The sequence below is a fragment of the Halomonas smyrnensis AAD6 genome, from assembly GCF_000265245.1.
GTDB lineage: Bacteria > Pseudomonadota > Gammaproteobacteria > Pseudomonadales > Halomonadaceae > Halomonas > Halomonas smyrnensis.
On record NZ_AJKS02000003.1, the window covers coordinates 58,179 to 75,862 of the forward strand.

Below are 17,684 nucleotides of genomic sequence, written 5' to 3' on the forward strand. Positions count from 1 at the left end.
CACTGCCCTGCCTAATGCTCGTCCTGATGCTGGGCGGCTGCGCCGGCGGCGAACGCCCCGTCGGGCCCGGCGGCGTGGTGATCGACGACAGCCATTCGTCCAGCGCCCACTCCAGCCGGGTGCGCTTTCTGGTGCTGCACTACACCGACGAGGACGAGGCGACCTCGCTGGAGATTCTCAGCGGGCCCCGCGTCAGCGCCCACTACCTGGTGCCGCGCCGGCCCGGCCGGGAGCGCGGCGCGCCGCGGGTCTATCGCCTGGTCGACGAGTCGCGTCGCGCCTGGCACGCCGGCGCCAGCGCCTGGGCGGGCCGCACCCATCTCAACGACAGCTCGCTGGGCATCGAGCTGGTCAACGCCGGGCCGGATCGCCCGTCCATCGAGGCCGCCCCCACGGTGGCCTGGGCGCCCTTCCCCGACGAGCAGATCACGGCGCTGATCGCCCTGCTCAGGGACCTGATCGCGCGCCACGACATCGCCCCCACCGATCTGCTCGGCCACGCCGAGATCGCGCCCACGCGCAAGATCGACCCGGGACCGGCCTTCCCCTGGCGGCACCTGTATGCGGCCGGCATCGGCACCTGGCCGCTCGAAGCCGACCTGGCCCGCTACCGTCGCCTGTTTGCCGCGGGCCCACCGCCGCTCGCCGTACTGCAGCGGGCGCTGGCGGCCTGGGGCTACGCGGTCACGCCGAGCGGCGAACTCGATAGTGCGACCCGAGGCGCGCTGCGCGCCTTCCAGATGCGCTATCGGCCCGCCGACCATCGCGGCCGGCCGGACGCCGACACCGCCGCTCGGCTGTGGGCGCTGCTCGCCCGCTACCGGCCCGAGGCGCTGGTCGATCCGGCGCTCGCCTCGCCGCTCTCGCCGTCCGCGGCGACGCCCGGGAAACCACCCGCGCCGCAGGGATAGTGGATGACGTCGTGGAAGCGCGCCGGCCCCTCGCCCGGGTTGCGATAGGCATGGGGCCGGTCGGCGGCGAAGCGCAGTCCCTCGCCCGCCGCCAGACGCCGCCAGACGCCGTCCACCCGCACCTCCAGCTCGCCCTCGACCACCACAAGATGTTCGACCACGCCCGGTGCATGGGGCGCCGACTCGCTGACCGCGCCCGCGGCCAGGGTGCCCACCAAGAGCTCGAAGCCGAGCACGGGGTCGAAGGGAAACAGCGGCACGGCCGCCATCCCGGCGGCATCGCCCTCGGAGGCCGGCGCAGCCTGAGGCGCGGCACCGGCCAGTCCCGCATCCGGAACAACGGCCTCGGGTTCGAACAGGCTCGAGAACGGCACGCGAAAGCCGCTGGCGATCTTCCACAGCGTCGCCACCGTGGGGCTCGATTCGCCGCGCTCGATCTGGCCCAGCATGGCCTTGCTGACCCCGGTCTCCCGGGCGGTGCGATCGAGGCTCCAGGCCTCGACGCGGCGCAGCGCCCTGAGCCGTTCGGCAATATGCTGCGAGATCTCCTGCATCGGCCTCTCCCGGTCGCGTTCAGACAGTTCCGATAGATCGTTCGGATAGATGGAAAGGCGCCATTGTAGCGCGGCCGCCGAGGCCTGCCTGTCCATTTGTGCGTTATAGCGCACGGTGCTAGGGTGGCGCCATCGTGCGCTATAACGCACAGCCACCCGGAGACCTCCCATGCCCACGCCCAGCCGGCCAACGCCGAGCCCCGCCAGCGCCGAGCGTCCCTCGCTGTGGCACGACGGCAGCCTGTCGACCCTCACCGCCGGCTTCATCGCCGTGCTGATCGGCTATTCCAGCTCGGCGGCGATCATCGTTCGGGCCGCCGAGACGGCCGGCGCCAGCCAGGCCGAGATCGGCTCCTGGCTGTGGGCGCTGGGCATCGGCTCCGGCGTCACCACGCTGATCTTCTCGCTGCGCTACCGCATGCCGCTGCTCACCGCCTGGTCGACCCCGGGCGCGGCGCTGCTCGCCACCAGCCTGCCGGGGCTGCCCATGAGCGAGGCGATCGGCGCCTTCCTGTTCTCGTCGCTGCTGATCACCCTGTGCGGCGTGACCGGGGTGTTCGAGCGCCTGATGCACCGCCTGCCGCGGGCGCTGGCCTCGGCCATGCTGGCCGGCGTGCTGCTGCGCTTCGGACTCGACCTGGTGATGACCGTGGAACACCGACTGGTGCTGCCGCTGGCGATGGGGCTGACCTATCTGGTGGCCAAGCGGCTGTGGCCGCGCTATGCCATCCCGCTGGTGCTGGCCGTGGGGGGCCTGGTGGCCCAGGCCCAGGGCCTGCTGGATCTCGGCGCCATTACCCCGGCGCTGGCGGTGCCGGCCTATACGGCACCGAGCTTCGAGCTCGGCACGCTGATCGGCGTCGGCATCCCGCTGTTCGTGGTCACCATGGCCTCCCAGAACCTGCCCGGCGTGGCCGCCCTGCGCGCCGCCGGCTACCGGCCGCCGATCTCGCCGCTGGTCGGCGGCACCGGGCTGACTGGCCTCGTGCTCGCGCCCTTCGGCGGCTTCGCCCTCAATCTGGCGGCGATCAGCGCCGCGGTCTGCCAGGGCCCGGAGGCCCATCACGACCCACAGAGACGCTACGCCGCCGGGGTCGCGGCGGGCGGTTTCTACCTGCTGCTGGGGCTGTTCGGCGCTACCGTGAGCTCGCTGTTCGCCGCCCTGCCCGGCGAACTGGTGGTCGCCATCGCCGGTCTGGCACTGCTGCCGACCCTCGGTGCCTCGCTGGCCGACGCCCTGGGCGATGCCCGCCAGCGCGACGCCGCCCTGCTCACCTTCCTGGTCACCGCCTCGGGCATCGCGCCGGGCGGCATCGGGGCGGCCTTCTGGGGGCTCGTGGCCGGGCTGGTGGCACTGGCCATCGGCCGCTGGCGCGCCACCGGAAAAGACGACTGAGCCATGTCGCCCTGGGCACTGCTGGCGTCGCCTCGGTGCCGCACCATGGCGATGGGGGCTGCTAGGCTGCCGCGATCCAATAACAACTTCCCTGGAGCATGCCCATGGCGATCCCGACTCTCTCCATCTGCCGGGGGCGCGACATCACCCCGCACCTGCCGGCCCTGGCCCAGCTGCGCATCCGGGTCTTCCGTGACTACCCCTATCTCTACGACGGCAACGAGGCCTACGAGGCCAGCTACCTCGAGCGCTACGCCGCCAATCCGGAAAGCTTCTTCGTGCTGGCCTTCGACGGCGACACCCTGGTCGGCGCGGCCACCGGCCAGCCGCTGGACGACGAGGTCGACGACTTCCGTGCCCCCTTCGAGGCCGCCGGCTACCGCCCCGAAGGCGTCTTCTACTATGGAGAATCGGTGCTGCTGCCCGAATACCGCGGCCGCGGCATCGGCAAGGCCTTCATGGAGGCCCGCGAGAGCCACGCCGAAAGCGAGGGCTTCGGCCATGCGGCCTTCTGCGCCGTAGAACGCCCGGTCGACCATCCGCTCAAGCCCGACGACTACCGGCCACTGCACGACTTCTGGAACGCCTGGGGCTATCGCCGCACGCCGTCGCTCTCGACCACCTTCGCCTGGAAGGACATCGATGCCGACGAGGAGACCGCCAAGCCGATGATCTTCTGGCTCAAGGCCCTGGACTCATGAGCGAGAAACACCCGCCGACGGTGACCGTGGCGACCGCCCAGTACCCCATCGAGGCGTTCGCCGACTTCGCCGACTTCCAGGCCAAGGCGGCGCGCTGGGTGCATGACGCCGCCCGCTGCGGCGCCGAGCTGCTGGTGTTTCCCGAGTACGGCGCCATGGAGCTGGCCTCGCTGCTGCCCGAGGCCGAGCAGGGCGACCTGGCGGCCCAGCTGCACGGCCTGCAGCCCTGGCGCGATGCCTTCGTCGAGACCTGGCGCGGGCTTGCCCGCGAGCATGGCGTGACCCTGCTCGCTCCCTCCCTGCCCTGGCGGCTCGACGACGGACGCTTCGTCAATCGCGCCTGGCTGTGCGGCCCGGACGGTGATCCGGGCCATCAGGACAAACAGGTGATGACGCGCTTCGAGAACGACGAATGGGGCGTCGAGGCCGGCCACGGCCTCAGGGTCTTCGACACCCCGGCCGGGCGGCTGGGCGTGCTGATCTGCTACGACAGCGAGTTCCCGCTGCTGGCCCGGGCGCTGGTGGATGCCGGCGCCGAGCTGCTGCTGGTACCGAGCTGCACCGACACCGAGGCCGGCTTCCAGCGCGTGCGGCTCAGCGCCCAGGCCCGCGCCATCGAGCAGCAGGTGGCGATCGTGCACTCGCCCACAGTGGGCGAGGCGCTGTGGTCGCCGGCGGTGGACATCAACATCGGCCGGGCCGGCGTCTACACGCCCTGCGACCACGGCTTCCCGCCCGACGGCGTGCTGACCCAGGCCCGGGACGCCACGCCGGGCTGGCAGCTGGCCCGCCTCGATCTGGCCGCGATCCGCGCCCTGCGCGACCACGGCCAGGTCAACAACCACGCCGACTGGTCCCACCAAAACGCCTGCCTGGCCGTGGGCGTCGCCCGGGTGTCTTGCACCTAGCGTCTCACCCGCCCGCCTCCAGGCGCGGCGACAGCCGCTCGCGCCGCGCCATCAGGTCGTCGACGAAGGCGGCGACCTTGGAGGAGCGCAGCCGGTGCTCCGGAAAGATCAGGTGGATGGCATCGAGCCGCGGCCGATTGGCGACCTGCCAGTCGCGCGTCCCACGCCTCCCGACCGCGGGTTCCCTTGAAGATCAGACAGTTGTGGTGGAGCAGATCGTCCGGATGCTCGGGCCGCCCGTGGCGCGCCAGATAGCCCGGCGAGGCGGCGATGGTGAAATGCTGCGGGGCCAGCTCCCGGGCCACCAGGCTGGAGTCCTCCAGCGCGCCGATCCGCACCACCAGATCGGCGCCCACCGGATCGACCAGGGCATCGGTCAACGTCTGCGCCACCTCGAGCTCGGGATAGCGGGACTGGAAGCTTTCCAGCCAGGGGGCGATGTGCCGACGCCCTGCGGCTGATCTACCCGAGCAACCCCCGCCGGGAGCGCCGTCAGGCGTTGAACGAGGAGGCGGCGTCGGGCTGACGCCGCCCGGATACGAGGACCGTCCGCCCGCCTTCGCCCGAAGGCATAGCCACGCCGACGCCGCGTGCCCTTTTGCCGCCACTCGCGCTTGGTCGTACAATGCCGTTCAATTCGGGCCGCTCATATCCGGTCGGCCCACCCCCTCTTTACGACGCTTTCGAGGATATCCGCGACCCATGCGCGCCAGCCAACTGTTGATCTCCACCCTCAAGGAAACGCCCGCCGACGCCGAAGTGGTCAGCCATCAGCTGATGCTGCGCGCGGGGATGATCCGCCGCCTGACCTCGGGGCTCTATACCTGGCTGCCGCTAGGCCTTCGCACCCTGCGCAAGGTCGAGCGCATCGTCCGCGAGGAGATGGATCGCGCTGGCGGCCAGGAAGTGCTGATGCCGGCCGTGCAGCCCGCCGAACTGTGGCAGGAGTCCGGCCGCTGGGACCAGTACGGCCCCGAGCTTTTGCGCCTCAAGGACCGCCACGAGCGTGACTACTGCGTCGGGCCGACCCACGAGGAAGTCATCACCGACCTGGTGCGCCGCGAGATCTCCAGCTACAAGCAGCTGCCGTCGAACTTCTATCAGATCCAGACCAAGTTCCGCGACGAGATCCGCCCGCGCTTCGGCGTGATGCGCTCCCGCGAGTTCGTGATGAAGGATGCCTACTCCTTCCACATCGACGAAGCCTCGCTGATGGACACCTATCAGGTGATGTACGACACCTACGTGCGCATCTTCACCCGCCTGGGGCTCGACTTCCGCCCGGTGATCGCCGACAACGGCTCCATCGGCGGCACCGGCTCCCACGAGTTCCACGTGCTGGCCGACTCCGGCGAGGACGACATCGTGTTCTCCACCGAGTCCGACTACGCCGCCAACATGGAGAAGGCCGAGGCGATGGCGCCCCAGGGCGAGCGCGACGCCCCGCGCGAGGAGCTGCGCCTGGTCGACACGCCGGATGCCAAGACCATCGCCGCGCTGGTCGAGCAGCACGGCCTGCCGATCGAGAAGACCATCAAGACGCTGATGGTGCACGCCACCGAGGGCGGCCTGATCGCGCTGCTGGTGCGCGGCGATCACGAGCTCAACGAGGTCAAGGCCGAGAACCTGCCCGAGGTGGCGAGCCCGCTGACCATGGGCACCGAGGAAGAGATCCGCGCGGCGGCCGGCGCCGGCCCCGGTTCGCTGGGTCCGGTGAACCTCGACATGCCGATCGTCATCGACCGCAGCGTGGCGATGATGAGCGACTTCGGCGCCGGCGCCAACGTCGACGGCAAGCACTACTTCGGCATCAACTGGGAGCGCGACCTGCCGCTGCCCAAGGTCGCCGACCTGCGCAACGTGGTCGAGGGCGATCCCTCCCCGGACGGCCGGGGCACCCTGTCGATCAAGCGCGGCATCGAGGTCGGCCACGTCTTCCAGCTGGGCCAGAAGTACAGCGAAGCGATGAATGCCACCGTGCTGGACGCCAACGGCAAGGCCGCACATCCCTGGATGGGCTGCTATGGTATCGGGGTGACCCGGGTCGTGGCCGCCGCCATCGAACAGAACCATGACGACGGCGGCATCATCTGGCCGGACGCCATCGCGCCCTTCCACGTCACCGTGGTGCCGATGAACGCCCACAAGTCGCAGCGCGTGCGCGAGGAAAGCGAGCGTCTCTATCAGGAGCTCAGCGCCGCCGGCTTCGACGTGCTGCTCGACGATCGCGACCTGCGCCCCGGCGTGCGTTTCGCCGACCAGGAACTGATGGGCATTCCCCATCGCCTGGTGGTCGGCGACCGCGGGCTGGACAAGGAAGAACTGGAGTACAAGGGACGCCGTGACAGCGACGCCACCATGGTCCCCGCCGGGGACATCCTCGCCTTCCTGCACGAGAAGATCGACGCCCGCTAAGCGGCGACTGACGGCCGCCCTGGCGGCGGCCGCCTCCCTGCTGCTGGCGACGCCGCTCGTCGCCCAACCGCTCGACGGCCAGGCGGGCAGCGACTTCCTCGATGCCCTCTCCGCGCACCCGGTCCCGGACCGGGCGCCGGTGGTTCGGGCCCTGCCGCCGCTCCCCGCCACGCTGCGCCCGACCCTGGACGGCGCCCGGCGGACGCCGCGCTCGCCCGCCGAGGTGTGGGCGGCCCGTCAGTGGATCAACGACATGGCACCGCGCCTGGCGCGCTACGTGCCCGATGCCGATCGTCGCCAGACGCTGCTGACCCGCATCCATCAGGAGGCGAGCCTGGCCGGCCTCCCGCCGGCGCTGGTGCTGTCCGTCATTGAAGTGGAGAGCGCCTTCCACGCCGAGGCGGTGTCATCGGCCGGCGCCGTGGGGCTGATGCAGATCATGCCGTTCTGGATCCGCGAGCTCGGCCTGCCCGCCGACGACCTCAAGGATCCCATCCGCAACCTGCGCTATGGCTGCACGATACTGGCCCACTACCTGGCGGTGGAAGACGGCGACCTGACCCGCGCCCTGGCCCGCTACAACGGCAGCCTGGGAAAGACCTGGTACCCCGAGCGGGTGATGCGCGCCCTGGCCCGTCGCTGGACGCCCGCGGCCCTCGGCCTGCCCGAGCGCCTGACCGCCGACCGCTGAGCGACCCCCTCTGCCGAACGACGGCACAAAAAAAGGCCGGCCCCGAAGGGTCGGCCTAGTGGGGGGTAGCCCCCCTCCCCTGACGACTGTGGAACGGCAGATCAGCGCTTCTTGTTTTCGCGACGATGGTGGTCGCGGATGACGAAGGCCACCCAGCCGCCCATGAAGGCGATCATCATGCCGACGGTGGCAAGCCCGAAGATCACGGCATCGTCCCAGTACATGGTGCTTGCCTCCCGTCGCGATGTGATGGCCCTACTCTAGCGGCCCGTCCCGGGCGATACGCTGATCTGGGTCAAGTGCGCCACCCGGTGTGAACAGGCCGGCCGTACGGGCTTGATCCAGGTCAGTTTCACGCTCGCGACGCTGCCGCTGGGAGCTCCTCGGCCCCGGAAACGATGCCGCATCGCGCCGCAGGGAAGGAGGGGGGGCAAGGAGGAGGGAGAGAAACGCGGGAAACGCGGCCGCGCCGAAGGGCGACGCGGCCGGCGCTCCCGAGCCGAGGGCTCAGACCATCTTCTTGTCTTCGACCTGATCCGGCGTGGTGCCCGGCGGCAGCGGGTGGCCCTTGGCGAGCTCGGCGCGGGTGGCCTCGCGCACCTCCAGCACCTCCAGACGATAGTGCAGGTGGCGACCGGCCAGCGGATGATTGGTGTCGATCCGCACGCCGTCGTCGCGCACCTCGAGCACGGTGACGATCTCCGGGCCGTCATCGCCCGGCGTCTGGAAGCGCATGCCCGGCGCGAGATCGGGCACCGGGAAGGCCTCGCGGCCGACCTCGCGCACCAGCGCCTCGTCGCGCAGGCCATAGGCCTCGGCGGGGGCCAGGGTCACCTCGAGCTCGGCGCCGGCCTCGCTCCCGGCCAGGGCCTGCTCCAGCCCGGCCATCAGGTTGCCGTGGCCGTGAAGGTATTCGAGTGGCTTCTGGCGCGCGCGGGAGTCGTCGAGGACCTGGCCGTCCTCGTCGCTCAGCACGTAGTGCAGGGTCACGACCCGCTGGGGGGCGATGGTCATGGGGCCTCCGGTACTGGGGAATGAAAGATAAGGTTAAAGGGCATCAGTCGCGACGGCGCAGTCGGGAGACGGGCATCTCCAGTCGCTGCTGCTGATGCAGCATGTTGAGCAGCACGATGGCGCGCTCCTCGCCCTTGTGGCTGGCGAAGACCGCCTGCAGGTCCTTGAACGGCCCCTCGGTGATCTCCACCGCCTCGCCGGCGCGGAAGTAGACGTGGGCGACGTCGTCATCATCCTGGCTGGCCTGACGGCGCAGGGCCTCGATCAGCCCGTCGCCGACCGGCACCGGCATGTCGCCGCCGAAGGTCACGAGCTTGAGCACGCCGCGCGTCGAGCGGATCGGCCGCCAGTTGCTGATCAGCCGGTCGAGGCGGATGAACAGATAGTAGGGAAACAGCGGCTCGCTCACCCACTCCAGCTTGCCGCGGCGCTTCTTCTGAACCTCGAGCACCGGGTGGAAGACCTCGTAGCCCTGGTTGCCCAGGTGCTCGGCGGCACGGAAGGACTCGCCTCCCTTGCACTGGATGGCATACCAGCGGGGCACCGCATCCTCGGTGGCCTCGAGAGAAAGGTCGTCATCACGCATGTCGTCGATCGTCTCTGGCTGGTGTCGGCGCCGGGGCTCTGCAACAATCGGCGGCGCGTGCCGCCGGTGTCGTCGGCCCCGGTCGAGACCGAGATTTTAACATCGATGGCCCGGCACGTGCCCTGACCCATCGCAAGGAGAGCCCCTCATGCCGACCCCCACCGCGCATCGCAGCTGGCGCAGCGCCCTGTCGGTCTACCTGCGTGCCCCGGTGCTGACCATGCTGTTCCTGGGCTTCTCGGCGGGCCTGCCCTTCCTGCTGGTGTTCTCGACACTGTCGGCCTGGCTGCGCAGCGACGGCGTCGAGGTGGCCGCGATCGGCTTCTTCGCCTGGATCGGCATCCTCTACTCGATCAAGTTCTTCTGGGCCCCGGTGGTCGACCGGCTGGCGCTCCCCGGCCTGACCCGCCGGCTCGGCCAGCGCCGCGGCTGGATGCTGCTGGCGCAGGCGATGATCGCCGCCGGCCTGGCGGGGCTGTCGAGTCTCGATCCACCGAACCAGCTGCCGCTGGTGGCGTTGTTCGCGCTGCTGGTGGCCTTCGGCTCGGCGACCCAGGACATCTCCATCGACGCCTTTCGTATCGAGTCGGCGCCGGAGGACCTGCAGGCGGCCATGGCCTCGACCTATATCATCGGCTATCGCGGCGGGCTGATCGCCGCCGGGGCGGGAGCGCTCTACCTGGCCTCGCTGGTGTCCTGGCACGTCGCCTACCTGGCGATGGCGGCGCTGATGGCGGTGGGCATGGTGACGGTGCTGGTGCGCCCGGAACCCGAACGCCAGGCGCTGGGCGTCCAGCTGATCCACGAGCCGCGGGTGCGGGCCTTCCTGCGCGCCAGCCGCGGCCGGCCGGCCTGGCTGCGCCGCCTGGGCGCCTGGGTGATCGGCGCGGTGGTCTGCCCGTTCACCGACTTCTTCGGTCGGCACGGGCTCAAGGCGCTGTGGCTGCTGGCCTTCGTGGCCGTGTTCCGTATCAGCGACCTGGCCATGGCCTCCATGGCCAACCCGCTCTACATCGATCTGGGCTTCAGCCTCGAGGCCATCGCCAACGTGACCAACGTGTTCGGCATCGCCATGAGCATCGGCGGCGGGCTGATGGGCGGCCTGCTGGTGGCGCGCTACGGAGTGGGGCCGATCCTGATCCTCGGCGCCTGCGCCACCGCCCTGACCAACCTGCTGTTCGTGGCCCTATCGCTTGCCGGCGACAGCCTGCCGATGCTGGTGGTCACCATCGTCGGCGACAACCTCTCCAACGGCCTCGCCAGCGCGGTGTTCATCGCCTTCCTCTCGGGGCTGACCTCGCGGGCCTACACCGCCACCCAGTACGCGCTGTTCTCGTCGCTTATGACGCTGCCCGGCAAGTTCCTGAGCGGCTTCGGCGGCCTGGTCGTGGCCTCGCACGGCTACGCAGACTTCTTCCTGGCGGCCTCGGTGCTGGGCCTGCCGGCCATCGCGCTGGCGATCTGGGTCAGCCGCGACCGCCATCTGGCACCGGCGCCGACCACGGCCTGAGGCCGCCCCTCTCGGCCCCGCCGCTCAGTCCAGCCGACCGGCGAGCCATTCCAGCGCGCCCGGGGTGGCGCGCCACTGGTCACGCATCAGGGTGCGGTACTGCCAGGCCTCGGCCCGCGAACCGGGCGCCGCCGTACCGTCGCCCGACGGGCTGGCCGGACGCGGATTCTCGGCGCACAGCAGCGACAGGGCGTGACCGTTGTGGCGCCGGGACTCGCTCAGCGCCTCGACGGCCTCGTCGAGGCGCTCCAGGCGGTAGAGCGCCAGCGCCCGGCCCATCAGCAGCCCCAGCACCGCCTCGTCCTCGGACGGCTTGGCCAGCGCCGACTCGCTGAGCGCCAGCGCCTCGGTGTCGCGGCCCTCGCGCAGCAGCTGGTCGAGCACCAGCTCGCGCAGCCCCAGGCTGTCACGATCATCCAGCTCGAGCAGCCGCTCGGCCAGATGCCGGGAACGCTGCCGCGCGCCGCGTTCCATGCCCACCACCAGCGCCAGGCCGGTGCGCAGCAGCATGGCGTTATCGGCGGCGTCCCAGTCCAGTGAGGCGTCGCCCGGCGACGCCTCGCCGGACGCCGCCTCGCGTGCCTGATCCAGCCAACGTTCCAGGCGCTCGGCCAGCGGCTCGAACAGGCTCGGCGCCATCCACGGCAGGCTGCCGAAGCGGCTGGTCAGCGCCAGCGCCAGCGACTGCACCACCGCCGGCGAATCGAGCCACTCCGGCTGGGCACACAGCGCCGGCAGCCAGTCGCCGGCCGCCTGCCAGGGATCGTCATCGAAGCCCAGCGGGGCCTCGTTCTCGACCTCGGCGGGGAACACCGCGCGGAAACCGGCATAGAGCGTGTCTTCCCGGGCGCTGCGGTGATAGGCCAGCTGGTCCTCCTCGACGCGCAGGTCCAGCGTCGGTGCACCGTCCAGCGACTCGAGCAGCGCCTGCAGCGCGACCAGCGGCTCGGCCAGGTCCTCCTCGGCGTTGAGCAGCTGTTCGGCCAGGGTCGCGCCGGGGTTATCGGCCAGGTCGGAGAGGAACTGCAGCTGGTCGGGATCGAGCTCGCCTTGACGGGACAGGCGGCGGAACCAGAAGCTCGAGCGCTCGCGGGCCTCTTCCTCGTGCCCTTCATGCAGCAGCAGCATGGCCTCGATGTAGGCCAGGGTCGGCGAGTCCGGCAGCGCTTGCTGGGCGCGCACGAAGGCGGCCCGGGCGCTGTCCAGGTCATCGTTGTCCAGGTGCATCAGGCACAGCCGCTCCAGCGCCACGCCGCGCAGGAACAGCGGGCCGCGATCGAGCACCGCGTCGAGCAGCGCCTCGCGCTTGCGATGGAATCCGCGCTCCTGATAGAGATCGACCAGGATCTCGAAGGCCGGCTCGGCCTGCTCCGGCAGGCGCGACCAGTCGGCGGTCTCGAACAGCGACTCGAGGATCTGCTGGGCGCGACCGCGCTGGCCGGATTCGGCGGCGATCAGCCCGGCCTCGAGCAGCGCCTGGGCGGGCGCCTTGCCGCTGGCCAGCGCGGCCTTGAGGGTATCGCCCTTCCACTCGCGCAGCGACAGCATCCACATCAGGTGATCGGGCACATCGCCCGGCAGGCTGACGGCGCCGCAGCAGCGCTTGGTCTTGCGCCCGGAGTCGCACCAGCAGGGCTCGTTGCGCCCCGGGCGGGCCAGCGCCTCGCATTCGAAGTCCAGCCGCGCCAGCGGGGTCTGCGACCACAGCTCCGGAGCCAGCGCCTGGGCCATGGCCGGATCCCCGGTCAGCTTGGGACCCTCCTCGCGGGCCCAGGCCATCAGCGTCGGATAACGCTCGTCTTCGCGAATCGCCTTGAGGGCGCCCGAGGCGAACCCCAGCAGCTGTTCTACCCATACCGCCAGCATGGCCGTCTCCCCTGCCGAAAAACCGCACAGTCTACCAGCCGCGCGCCGGGCTGGCAGCCGCTCAGCGTGATACCTTCGCGAACAGCGGCCTCACCCGGGCATCCATGTCCAGCCGCGCGCCGAGGCGCACCAGATTCCAGTAGTGGCCGTTCAGGGTCCGCGACAGCAGCAGGGTGTCCGCCGGCGGCTGCAGGCGATCCATGGCCGCCCACACCCGCGGGCTCAGCTCGCGCAGCCGGCGATGCACGCGCACGTCGCCGAAGTCCTGGATGCCGGGGGCGAACAGCGGGCCTACCGCCTCGGCGGCCTCGCGATAGAGCGCCAGGGGCGCGCCCTCGCCCTGGCGGCCGCCCAGCTCGAGCATCGCCGCATCCATGGCCATGGGGTCCGCGGCCAGGGTGGCCTCGAGCAGGCGCATCATCGCCGCCAGCCGCTTGCGCGGCACCGGGATGACGGCGCCGAAGTCGTAGATCACCAGCCGACCCTGCTCATCGGCGGCGAAGTTGCCGGCATGGGGGTCGGCGTGCAGCTCGCCGAAGGTGAACAGCTCCTCGATCAGCCAGTCGGCCAGCGTCGTGGCCACCCGCTGGCGCACGGCGTCGTCGGCATCCTCCAGCTCGCGCAGCGGCGTACCCGCCACGTGGCGCATGGCCAGCACATGGGGCCCGCAGAGATCGGGCAGCGGCTCGGGGATCACCAGCGAATCGAGATGCGCGTAGCGCGCCCGGTAGCGCGCCAGATGCTCGGCCTCGGCGCGATAGTCGAGCTCGTCGCGCAGGCCGGCGGCGAGCTCCTCGAACAGCGCGTCGAGGCGCGCCTGGGGCACCTTGAACCAGCGCCCCAGACGCATCAGGCGGCGCAGCTGGGCGAGATCGCCCTCCAGCACCTCGGCGAGGCCGGGATACTGCACCTTGAGCACCACCGTCTCGCCGTCTCGCGTCACCGCCCGGTGCACCTGGCCCATGGAGGCGCTGGCGAAGGGCGCGGTCTCGACCTCGGCGAAGACCGCCTCGAGGTCGCCGTACTGCGCCTCGAGGGTCCCCCGGATGGCCTCCCAGGGCATCGGCGTGGCCTGACGCTGCAGCCGGGCCAGCTCATCGGCCAGGTCCGGCGGCAGCAGGTCATCCCACTGCGACATCACCTGAGCCAGCTTCATGGCCGGCCCCTTGAGCTCGGAAAGCCCCTCGAACAGCGCCTCGCCGAGGGCACGCCAGTCGGCCTGCCCGCCGAGCCGGGTGCGCAGCAGGGCACCGCCGGTGCGAGTGCCGAGGCCCAGCAGGCGCCGTGTGCGACCGCGTTCGCGCATCTATCACGCCCTCCGATAAAGTGAGACAAGCATTGTACAACGGATCACCATCTTACCCCTGGCGACCCGCGACAAATACTGTAAGAATCCCCATGACTTTCATCCTATCGACGTTTACCCCGCCGACGAGACGCCATGCGCCTGATCATCGCCGAGAAGCCGAGCCTGGCCCGGGCCATCGCCGAGGCCCTGCCCGCCGCCGTTCGCCGAGAGGACGGCGCCCTGGTGGCCGGTGACACCACCGTCACCTGGTGCCTCGGCCACCTGCTGGAACAGGCCCCGCCCGAGGCCTACGACCCCGCCCTCAAGAGCTGGCGGCTCGATACCCTGCCGATCCTGCCCGAGCAGTGGAAACTCGCCCCGCGACCCAAGGCCAAGGGTCAGATCGCGGTGATCCGCCGGCTGCTCAAGCAGGCCGGCGAGGTCGTGCATGCCGGCGACCCCGACCGCGAGGGCCAGCTGCTGGTACAGGAAGTGATCGAGCACCTGGGCTGGAAGGGGCCGGTGTCGCGACTGCTGGTCAGCGACCTCAACGCTCCGGCCGTCAAGCGCGCGCTCTCGCGGCTGGAGGACAACGCCCGCTATGCGCCGCTCTACCGCGCCGCCCAGGCCCGCTCCCGGGCCGACTGGCTGTACGGCATCAACCTGACCCGCGCCTGGACGCTGATCGGCCGACAGGCGGGGAACGACGGCGTGCTCTCGGTGGGCCGGGTACAGACGCCGGTGCTGGGCCTGGTGGTGCGTCGCGACGCAGAGATCCGCGACTTCGAGCCGCGGCCCTTCTATGTGCTGTGGGCCGATCTGGCCGTTTCCCGCGGCCGCCTGCGGGCCTGGTGGGCGCCCGGCGAGACGCACCCGCTGGACGATCAGGGGCGGCTGATCGAGCGTGCCCCGGCGGCCGCGCTGGCCGAACGCCTGCCCGGCGCCGAGGGCCAGCTGTCCAAGCTCGAGCGCCACGACAAGCGCCAGGCCGCGCCCCTGCCCTACTCGCTGTCGGCGCTGCAGGTCGACGCCGCCCGCCGCCACGGGCTCTCGGCCAAGGCGGTGCTGGACATCTGTCAGCGCCTCTACGAGCGCCACCAGCTGATCACCTATCCGCGCTCGGACTGCCGCTATCTGCCCGAGGAGCACTTCGCCGGCGCCCGCCGCACCCTCGAGGGCGCCTGCGCCGGCGACGACACCCTGCGCGGCTGGCTCGCCGGCGCCGACTTCTCGAAGCGCTCCAAGGCCTGGAACGACAAGCGGGTCGGCGCCCACCACGCCCTCGCGCCCACCGGCAAGACCGCCGATCCGGCGACGCTCTCACGCCAGGAGGCCGACGTCTTCCGGCTGATCGCGCGCAACGTGCTGGCCCAGTTCTATCCTGCGCTCTCGACCCGCGAGGTGAAGGCCGAGTTCACCATCATCGGTGAACGGTTCCGCGCCCGCGGCCAGGAGATCCTCGATCCGGGCTGGAAGCCGCTGTTCACCACCCGCGACGAGGCCCCGCCGCTGCCGCCGCTCGACGAGGGCGAGGCGTGCCGCGTCGAGGACGCCGGCGTGGAGGACCGCGAGACCCGCCCGCCGGAACCCTTCACCGACGCCAGCCTGATCAAGGCGATGATGAACATCGCCCGCTACGTGGACGACCCGGAGGTGCGCCGCACCCTGCGCGACACCGACGGCCTGGGCACCGAGGCCACCCGCGCCGGCATCCTCGAGACCCTGGAGACCCGTGGCTACCTGGTGCGCGAGGGCAAGGCCCTGCGCGCCACCCGCCTCGGCGACGCCCTGATCGCCTCGCTGCCCGAGGCCGTGAGCCGCCCCGAGCGCACCGCCCTGTGGGAACAGCGGCTCTCCGCCATCGCCGAGGACGGCGACGCCCCGGCGCCCTTCCTCGACGCCCTCGTCACCGATCTGCGTACGCTGCTGGGCCGCGCCGACGCCGGCCGCATGCGCCAGTCTCTGGCCGATGCCCGGGGCGCCGAGCCGGCGGCCCGCTCGGGCAAGTCGGGCGGCAAGGGGAAACGCGGCGCAAAAAGCCGGAGCGCCGGCAAAGGCGGCAGCAAGAGCAGCGGCCGGCGCGGCGCCGCCGGCAAGGCCACGAGAGGCACCAAGGCCGGCACCGGCACCGCCCGACGCAAGCGGAGCACGTCCTCATGAACACGCTGATCCTCGGGCCGGGCGCCGTCGGGCGCCTGCTGGCGCTGCACCTGGCCGCCACGATGCCCGTCACCCTGATCGGCCGCCGCGAGCCGCCGCGTCGTCAGACCCTGACCACCCCGACCGGTGAGACGCACTCGCACGAGATCGACAGCGTCACCCCCGCGACGCTGGCCGACGGACTCGCCGCACGCGCCGATATCCTTCACCTGACCACCAAGGCCTACGCCGCCGAGGCCGCCTTCGAGGCGATCGCGCCCCGGCTGGCGCCGGACACGCCGCTGGTGCTGTGGCAGAACGGCTACGGCGTGCAGCCGCGCCTGAGCGAACGCTGGGACGGCCCGGTGCTGTGCGCCAGCACCACCGAAGGCGCGTACCTCGACGGTGACGCCGGCGTGGTGCATGCCGGGCGCGGGCAGACGGTGATCGGCGATCTCGCCGGCCGTCACGCCGAACTGGCGGAAACGGTCGCCGCCAGGCTCTCGACGGCGGGCCTCGCCGCCCGCGCCGTCGACGATATCCGCGTACGGCTGTGGCACAAGCTCGCCGTCAACGCCGCCATCAATCCGCTGGTGGCCCGCTTCCGGATCCGCAACGGCCAGCTGCGCGACCGCCCCTTCCGGCCCATGGTCGAGGCCGTGATCGAGGAAGTCTCGGCGGTGATGGCCGCCGAGGCCATTCCGGCCCCGGCGGAGGGCTGGTCGGCGCGGGTGTGGTCGGTGGTGTCGGCCACCGCCAACAATCGCGCCTCGATGCTGCAGGACGTGCTGGCCGGCCGGCCCACCGAGCACGACGCCATTCTCGGCCCGCTGCTCGCCGCCGGGCGCCGCCACGGCCTGGCCACGCCCGTGCTGGCGGGGCTCCATGCCCGCCTGACCGCGGCCGACACCGTGTCCGCCTCCAGCGCCGCCGGATGATGCCGCGCCTGGCCGTTTCGGGTGTCGCCTGCTAGCCTCATCTTGTTGATGACACCCGACGGGCTCCCCTTCCCAGGCCTGAGCGATGAAGATCCCGGACTCCTGGCGGTCGACGCTGATCGCCCTGCTGCTGTTCCCCGCCATCGGCGTCACGCCCGCGCTGGCGGGTTCCGACGAGCCCGCCTTTGCCGGCGACGCCACCGATCTTGCTCACTTCGATAACGGCATGCGGCTGCTGGGCGGTAACGTCGAAAGCCCCGACGGCGTGACCTCGGGCTTCCGGCTGACCACCGGCATCTCGCCCCGGGGGCTGCCGAGCTTCGACTTCGGCGCCGAGGTCCGCTATCGGGAAAGCAACGACGTGCCCGTGTCCGGCGCCACCCGCAGCACCCTGCTCGACACCACCAGCCTCGGCGGCAGCCTGATGGCCGGCGTGCGCTTCGGTGCGCTCGGCCTCTACGCCAAGTCGGGACTCGCCGGCTGGCAGGGCAAGGCCGCCAGCGGCCATGCGCCCGAGCTCTCCGAAGGCGGCATGACCCGCGTCAACGGCATCGGTGCCCGATTCGGCTTCGCCAACGACTGGGTCAGCCGGCTGGAAATGGAGCGCGTCGACGATCCGGCACTCGAACATCTCAATATGGTCACCGCCTCGGTGCACATGCCCTTCTAGCCGCCCCCCTCAGACACCCGCGCCTACGACCCAACGCGCACCACCGCACACCCACAACGAAAAACCCCGAGGGCCGAGGCCCTCGGGGTGTTCTGTC

At 71.2% G+C, this 17,684-nt stretch carries 17 protein-coding genes; 10 read left to right on the forward strand and 7 right to left on the reverse strand.

Annotation, left to right across the window (positions count from 1 at the left end; all coding sequences use genetic code 11):
• Positions 1 to 14: 14 nt before the first annotated feature.
• On the forward strand, positions 15 to 911 hold the full coding sequence (locus UYS_RS16910) for an N-acetylmuramoyl-L-alanine amidase (protein WP_016854291.1): 897 nt from the start codon (positions 15 to 17) through the stop codon (positions 909 to 911).
• Here the strand turns inward: UYS_RS16910 and UYS_RS0204420 are convergent.
• A complete protein-coding gene (locus tag UYS_RS0204420; protein ID WP_016854292.1) occupies positions 818 to 1,465 on the reverse strand; it encodes a helix-turn-helix domain-containing protein in 648 nt (215 codons plus the stop codon). The genes UYS_RS16910 and UYS_RS0204420 overlap by 94 nt on opposite strands.
• Positions 1,466 to 1,634: 169 nt before the next feature.
• On the opposite strand from UYS_RS0204420, the gene UYS_RS0204425 reads away from it, so the two are divergent.
• The 3 genes from UYS_RS0204425 (at position 1,635) to UYS_RS0204435 (ending at position 4,470) form a co-directional block, all read left to right on the forward strand.
• Positions 1,635 to 2,861, forward strand: a complete 1,227-nt coding sequence (locus UYS_RS0204425; protein ID WP_016854293.1) for a benzoate/H(+) symporter BenE family transporter — start codon at positions 1,635 to 1,637, stop codon at positions 2,859 to 2,861.
• Between the two features lie 104 nt (positions 2,862 to 2,965).
• On the forward strand, positions 2,966 to 3,562 hold the full coding sequence (locus UYS_RS0204430; RefSeq protein ID WP_016854294.1) for a GNAT family N-acetyltransferase: 597 nt from the start codon (positions 2,966 to 2,968) through the stop codon (positions 3,560 to 3,562).
• Entirely contained in the window at positions 3,559 to 4,470 is a 912-nt protein-coding gene (locus tag UYS_RS0204435) for a carbon-nitrogen hydrolase family protein (protein WP_016854295.1), read from the forward strand. Before UYS_RS0204430 ends, UYS_RS0204435 begins: the two co-directional genes overlap by 4 nt.
• On the opposite strand, the gene UYS_RS17910 is transcribed toward UYS_RS0204435, so the two are convergent.
• Complete coding sequence (locus UYS_RS17910; RefSeq protein WP_237738426.1) at positions 4,467 to 5,078, reverse strand: substrate binding domain-containing protein; 612 nt, start codon at positions 5,076 to 5,078, stop codon at positions 4,467 to 4,469. The genes UYS_RS0204435 and UYS_RS17910 overlap by 4 nt on opposite strands.
• Before the next feature lie 94 nt (positions 5,079 to 5,172).
• Between UYS_RS17910 and UYS_RS0204445 the strand changes: the two genes are divergently transcribed.
• Positions 5,173 to 6,885 carry a proline--tRNA ligase gene (locus UYS_RS0204445; RefSeq protein ID WP_016854297.1) on the forward strand — a complete coding sequence of 571 codons (1,713 nt, stop codon included), beginning with the start codon at positions 5,173 to 5,175 and terminating at the stop codon, positions 6,883 to 6,885.
• Positions 6,886 to 7,024: 139 nt separating this feature from the next.
• The gene (locus UYS_RS16915) at positions 7,025 to 7,576 is read left to right on the forward strand and encodes a lytic transglycosylase domain-containing protein (RefSeq protein WP_016854298.1); all 552 of its coding nucleotides are present in this window, start codon (positions 7,025 to 7,027) and stop codon (positions 7,574 to 7,576) included.
• A gap of 101 nt (positions 7,577 to 7,677) precedes the next feature.
• On the opposite strand, the gene ccoM is transcribed toward UYS_RS16915, so the two are convergent.
• The 3 genes from ccoM to rfaH all read right to left on the reverse strand — a co-directional run bounded on the left by ccoM (position 7,678) and on the right by rfaH (position 9,176).
• Entirely contained in the window at positions 7,678 to 7,800 is a 123-nt protein-coding gene (gene ccoM / locus UYS_RS18965) for a cytochrome c oxidase subunit CcoM (RefSeq protein ID WP_016854299.1), read from the reverse strand.
• 283 nt (positions 7,801 to 8,083) lie between these two features.
• Positions 8,084 to 8,590 (reverse strand): FKBP-type peptidyl-prolyl cis-trans isomerase, encoded by a 507-nt coding sequence (locus UYS_RS0204460; RefSeq protein ID WP_016854300.1) that lies wholly within the window; start codon positions 8,588 to 8,590, stop codon positions 8,084 to 8,086.
• 43 nt (positions 8,591 to 8,633) lie between these two features.
• The gene (gene rfaH, locus UYS_RS0204465; RefSeq protein ID WP_016854301.1) at positions 8,634 to 9,176 is read right to left on the reverse strand and encodes a transcription/translation regulatory transformer protein RfaH; all 543 of its coding nucleotides are present in this window, start codon (positions 9,174 to 9,176) and stop codon (positions 8,634 to 8,636) included.
• A gap of 148 nt (positions 9,177 to 9,324) precedes the next feature.
• Here rfaH and UYS_RS0204470 point away from each other — a divergent pair, with 148 nt between their 5' ends.
• The gene (locus UYS_RS0204470; protein ID WP_016854302.1) at positions 9,325 to 10,686 is read left to right on the forward strand and encodes an AmpG family muropeptide MFS transporter; all 1,362 of its coding nucleotides are present in this window, start codon (positions 9,325 to 9,327) and stop codon (positions 10,684 to 10,686) included.
• A 24-nt stretch (positions 10,687 to 10,710) separates the two neighbouring features.
• On the opposite strand, the gene UYS_RS0204475 is transcribed toward UYS_RS0204470, so the two are convergent.
• Both UYS_RS0204475 and UYS_RS0204480 read right to left on the reverse strand, forming a co-directional pair.
• Positions 10,711 to 12,552 carry an SEC-C domain-containing protein gene (locus UYS_RS0204475; protein ID WP_016854303.1) on the reverse strand — a complete coding sequence of 614 codons (1,842 nt, stop codon included), beginning with the start codon at positions 12,550 to 12,552 and terminating at the stop codon, positions 10,711 to 10,713.
• A 61-nt stretch (positions 12,553 to 12,613) separates the two neighbouring features.
• A complete protein-coding gene (locus UYS_RS0204480; RefSeq protein WP_016854304.1) occupies positions 12,614 to 13,858 on the reverse strand; it encodes an ABC1 kinase family protein in 1,245 nt (414 codons plus the stop codon).
• A gap of 135 nt (positions 13,859 to 13,993) precedes the next feature.
• On the opposite strand from UYS_RS0204480, the gene UYS_RS16920 reads away from it, so the two are divergent.
• The 3 genes from UYS_RS16920 to UYS_RS0204495 all read left to right on the forward strand — a co-directional run bounded on the left by UYS_RS16920 (position 13,994) and on the right by UYS_RS0204495 (position 17,587).
• Positions 13,994 to 16,000: a DNA topoisomerase III gene (locus UYS_RS16920; RefSeq protein WP_016854305.1), complete on the forward strand. Its 2,007-nt coding sequence runs from the start codon at positions 13,994 to 13,996 to the stop codon at positions 15,998 to 16,000.
• On the forward strand, positions 15,997 to 16,917 hold the full coding sequence (locus tag UYS_RS0204490; RefSeq protein WP_016854306.1) for a ketopantoate reductase family protein: 921 nt from the start codon (positions 15,997 to 15,999) through the stop codon (positions 16,915 to 16,917). The genes UYS_RS16920 and UYS_RS0204490 overlap by 4 nt, the downstream gene beginning before the upstream one ends.
• Positions 16,918 to 17,002: 85 nt before the next feature.
• Complete coding sequence (locus UYS_RS0204495) at positions 17,003 to 17,587, forward strand: hypothetical protein (RefSeq protein WP_016854307.1); 585 nt, start codon at positions 17,003 to 17,005, stop codon at positions 17,585 to 17,587.
• Positions 17,588 to 17,684: the final 97 nt, after the last annotated feature.

What these genes read in the sequence shown, in the direction of transcription:
- UYS_RS0204460 (WP_016854300.1), bottom strand. Translation starts at nt 8,590, where the DNA reads ATGACCATCGCCCCCCAGCGGGTCGTGACCCTGCACTACGTGCTGAGC.
- ccoM (WP_016854299.1), bottom strand. Translation starts at nt 7,800, where the DNA reads ATGTACTGGGACGATGCCGTGATCTTCGGGCTTGCCACCGTCGGCATG.
- rfaH (WP_016854301.1), bottom strand. Translation starts at nt 9,176, where the DNA reads ATGCGTGATGACGACCTTTCTCTCGAGGCCACCGAGGATGCGGTGCCC.
- UYS_RS16910 (WP_016854291.1), top strand. Translation starts at nt 15, where the DNA reads ATGCTCGTCCTGATGCTGGGCGGCTGCGCCGGCGGCGAACGCCCCGTC.
- UYS_RS0204490 (WP_016854306.1), top strand. Translation starts at nt 15,997, where the DNA reads ATGAACACGCTGATCCTCGGGCCGGGCGCCGTCGGGCGCCTGCTGGCG.
- UYS_RS0204425 (WP_016854293.1), top strand. Translation starts at nt 1,635, where the DNA reads ATGCCCACGCCCAGCCGGCCAACGCCGAGCCCCGCCAGCGCCGAGCGT.
- UYS_RS0204480 (WP_016854304.1), bottom strand. Translation starts at nt 13,858, where the DNA reads ATGCGCGAACGCGGTCGCACACGGCGCCTGCTGGGCCTCGGCACTCGC.
- UYS_RS0204445 (WP_016854297.1), top strand. Translation starts at nt 5,173, where the DNA reads ATGCGCGCCAGCCAACTGTTGATCTCCACCCTCAAGGAAACGCCCGCC.
- UYS_RS0204475 (WP_016854303.1), bottom strand. Translation starts at nt 12,552, where the DNA reads ATGCTGGCGGTATGGGTAGAACAGCTGCTGGGGTTCGCCTCGGGCGCC.
- UYS_RS16920 (WP_016854305.1), top strand. Translation starts at nt 13,994, where the DNA reads ATGCGCCTGATCATCGCCGAGAAGCCGAGCCTGGCCCGGGCCATCGCC.
- UYS_RS0204430 (WP_016854294.1), top strand. Translation starts at nt 2,966, where the DNA reads ATGGCGATCCCGACTCTCTCCATCTGCCGGGGGCGCGACATCACCCCG.
- UYS_RS0204470 (WP_016854302.1), top strand. Translation starts at nt 9,325, where the DNA reads ATGCCGACCCCCACCGCGCATCGCAGCTGGCGCAGCGCCCTGTCGGTC.
- UYS_RS0204420 (WP_016854292.1), bottom strand. Translation starts at nt 1,465, where the DNA reads ATGCAGGAGATCTCGCAGCATATTGCCGAACGGCTCAGGGCGCTGCGC.
- UYS_RS0204435 (WP_016854295.1), top strand. Translation starts at nt 3,559, where the DNA reads ATGAGCGAGAAACACCCGCCGACGGTGACCGTGGCGACCGCCCAGTAC.
- UYS_RS0204495 (WP_016854307.1), top strand. Translation starts at nt 17,003, where the DNA reads ATGAAGATCCCGGACTCCTGGCGGTCGACGCTGATCGCCCTGCTGCTG.